The 3526-nt window shown below is 60.5% G+C and carries 2 protein-coding genes; both read right to left on the bottom strand.

Annotated elements, in window-relative coordinates; genetic code table 11:
• On the bottom strand, nucleotides 1-1642 hold a 1642-nt coding region (locus tag P1T08_18025; protein ID MDF1597977.1), incomplete at its 3' end, for a hypothetical protein.
• A gap of 289 nt (nucleotides 1643-1931) precedes the next feature.
• On the bottom strand, nucleotides 1932-2645 hold the full coding sequence (locus P1T08_18020; protein MDF1597976.1) for a 1-(5-phosphoribosyl)-5-[(5-phosphoribosylamino)methylideneamino] imidazole-4-carboxamide isomerase: 714 nt from the start codon (nucleotides 2643-2645) through the stop codon (nucleotides 1932-1934).
• Between the last annotated feature and the right edge of the window lie 881 nt (nucleotides 2646-3526).

Genomic DNA, 3526 nt, shown 5'->3' with positions numbered 1-3526 from the left:
CCAGTTCCCAGGTCACGGTCCGGTCATACGTCCCGGCTGCAGTCTTAGCGACCGTCAACACCGGCAACGTGCAATCCACATCAACCGAGGCCGACGCTGACAGGTTGATATTGCCGTTCAACGTTGCTGTATTGGTCTCGGTGAACGAATACGACCCATCCGTATACAAGCTTGCATCCGACGAACACGTAAACGTCTCATCGAACGTCACCGTGGTATCACCACTGATCGACTGCGAATACGAGAACCGCGGATCAGCCAACGTACCCGAATCCTCACCGATGGTGCCGCGTGACTCTGCGGCGTCATCGGAAGCGGTAGCGAACCGGTTCAGAGTTGGTCCGACCTGGAGCCCATCGCGGTTCACCTCGTAGTAGGCAACTTCGACCTCGTTGGTCGACGGCAGCGTTGGGGCTCCGTCCAGATCCACGCTGTATCCACATGTCACCGATGCCATGTCGAGGATGACGAATGGCGCGGGATTCGGACATGTGACATCCACTGGCACGACCCCGAAGAGATCGTCAACTGACGTGACCTCAAGGTCGACGCCGGAGTCGTTCGAGAGCAGAATCTCGCCGCTCGCTTGGTAGTTGACATTGGTGACTGTCTTGTCAGCCACAACCGTCCAGATCGACGAACCCGCATCCTCACCAGCATTACCACTGTGAGAAGCATCATCCACAGTCTTGGTCAGCGTCCAAGTGATCTTTTCCTCGTACGTGATGTCGAGTGTCTTGCTCACGTCCAGGATCGGGTACAACCGAACTGCGAACTCCTCGAATGTGGATGTGACATCCCAGTTCTCGGGGTCGGTTATGTCCGGCGGCAGCTCCTCTCGGGGCTCCGTGACGTAGAGCTCGCCATAGAAACCCAGCGCCACATGGTTGACGACGTAGATGTCACACGTCGTCGACCCGTAGAAGCACTCGGGATAAGCGTCGAACTCCGACTCGGGGATGAGGATCTGAAGATCGCCCTGACCCGAGCCACTCGAGTTCTCCTCAGTCGCTAGCACGTGGCCGTCGAGGTACCAGTCGGGAGTGCCCCAAATGGCATCGGGAGACGGCGCACTGGGATGGTTGAATCCTTCCTCGCCATACGGGTACGACGTGTCGATCCCGCCGTTGTTCGGATCGCCTATCAGCTCGACATCGAACGCCGTCGTCGACTGATCGAAGAGATAGAGTTCGAACGCATCGATCGAGATCTGCGCGTCGACGCCGCTGTTCGCTTCGTTGAAGTCCGCAATGAACTCCCGATAGTTGTCCGTTCCGACTTCGATCGAAGGTATTTCGCTCAACAGGATCGAATCGGTGAACGCGTTGTTCGGCGACACCTGGTCGAACTGCCCTCCACCCGAAACGACGTAGTCGCTGTTGTAGCCTGCTTCGTCACCGTCGTTGTCCTGGACCCGAAGGTAGGGGTTCAAGACACCCGTACCGTCGGATTCTGTGGTATCGAAGTATTCGAAGATTGCTCCGTCGTTGACCGTCACCGTGTTGTTGTTGATGAGGTCGTAGCTGTCGCCCGTCGCAAGAGCGATTCCCGCTCCTACCACCAGTAGCGCCGAAACCATCAGTCCAATACGAAATGCCCGGCGACTCTTTGGCGCGGCGTGCCGCGCACGATGTTTCGCCATAATGCCTCCCTCTCTGTTGTCCCCTTGTCATCAGGTAGGAGGCATGCCCCAAACACACCTAGTGTGGTGGGGCGTGAGGTCAATCAACTCTCGAACGCGTCATACGCTCGCGGTTGGTCCCCTCGCTTGTTCCCCTATCGATGACTCTTCCTTCTGTCGAAGCTACCAACGGACCACTGCTAGTGGCGGGGAAAGTGCCGGAGTGAGGTGACTATTCCTCAACGGTCAATTGTGGCTAGATATATCTGGCATTCTGCATATGCCCTGCAAGAGACCGACTTGTCGATCATCAACCGGCCGTGAGCCGCAGCGCATCGGCCAGGGTCAGTTTCGACTCATACAGTGCCCTGCCGACCACGACCGCCTCGTAGCCTGCGTCGCGCAAAGCGACGATGTCATCCAATCCGGCGACGCCTCCCGACGCTATTAGCTGCACGGCAGACACTTCCACCCTGATCTGGTCGAGCAGACCGGTGTCCGGCCCGGACATCATTCCGTCACGATCGATGCCGGTCGCGAGGATCCATTCGACGCCGTGGGCCTCCAGCGAGCGGCAGACCTCGACGACCGGACGCCCGGCTTCCTCCCACCCGGATCCCGTCGCTGAGCCGTCGCGGACATCGACGGCGGCAACGACTCGCTCTGGTCCGAATCGCTCGACGAGTTCTCCTGCGATCTCCGGACTCCACACCGCGGCGGTGCCGAGTACTACCCGCTGTGCTCCGGCCTCGAGTGCGTCGGCAGCTATGTCGGCCGTGCGGATTCCTCCCCCGATCTGGAACGGGATGCCGGCGGCGGACAGGGAGGCCCACAACGATCGATCGGGTTCCCCAAAGCGCGCTCCGTTCAGGTCGACCACGTGCACGAGGGTCGCTCCTTCGTCAACCCATGACTTCGCGACCGCGACGGGATCGGCGCCGTATGTCGTCACGTCGTCGAACCGGCCTTGTCGGAGGCGGACTACCGCTCCGTCCAGTACGTCGACCGCCGGAATCACTTGCATCTTCACTTCACCCTTCGTGTTCTTCTGTAGTTCTTCATCGCTAGGCCTTCTCCACTGCTCCGTCGACCCAGCCACTGTCTCGTCTGCCGGCGGGCCCCCCTACCCGCTGCTACGCAGCAGGTCCCTGTCGAAATGGGTAGATCCGGCAGAATCATCAGGTTTTTGCAGGCGGATCTACCCAAATCGATTTCCCCCTGCGGGGGGACCGATCGCTCATTCGCTTTCCGACTCTTCGTCCTACTCAATGCCCGGAACCAAAGCGCCATCACACGCTGCCCCCTCCGCCGGCAAGCAACAGCTTGCGGCCACCTCCCCCAGCTGCCGCTGGGAGAGGACACGTTAAGCGAAAGTGTGTCGGACTCAAACCGCGACAGAACACCCAAAGGGGGAGCAACCCTGAGGCCCTTCATCTCTCGCCTTCCTTGCCGCCACCTCCCCCAGCTGCCGCTGGGAGAGGACATCGTGTTGGTCTGCGCCGCTTCACGCTAAGTAGGTCTTCGTGGACTCCTTCGTCCGGTCGCCCCCTCAGTCCGGCCTCCGTCTCACCTGCCAGCGGGCCCCCCTACCTCCGCCTCCGCTTCGCTTCGGCGCAGGAACCTGTCGAAATGGATAGATCCGACAGAATCGTCAGACTTCGCAGGCGGATCTATCCAAATCGATTCCCCCTGCGGGGGGACCGACCGGATCCGCAAACCTCCCTCGCTTTCGTCCACCAGCGGGGTCCCTTCCCCCCTGCGGGCGGACCGATCGTTTCTCACAACTCTCCCTCGACTTCGCCGTGTGCTCCCCCTCGGCAGCCTTGCCTGTCGCTCGCCAGCTTGATGGGACCACCGGTTCGCCAGTGTGATGGGACCGGGTTGGGGTTCGGTCAGGTCCGGCGT

The organism is Acidimicrobiia bacterium (assembly GCA_029210695.1).
Lineage (GTDB): Bacteria > Actinomycetota > Acidimicrobiia > Spongiisociales > JAHEDJ01 > JAHEDJ01.
This window is presented reverse-complemented; position numbering and strand designations above follow the sequence as displayed.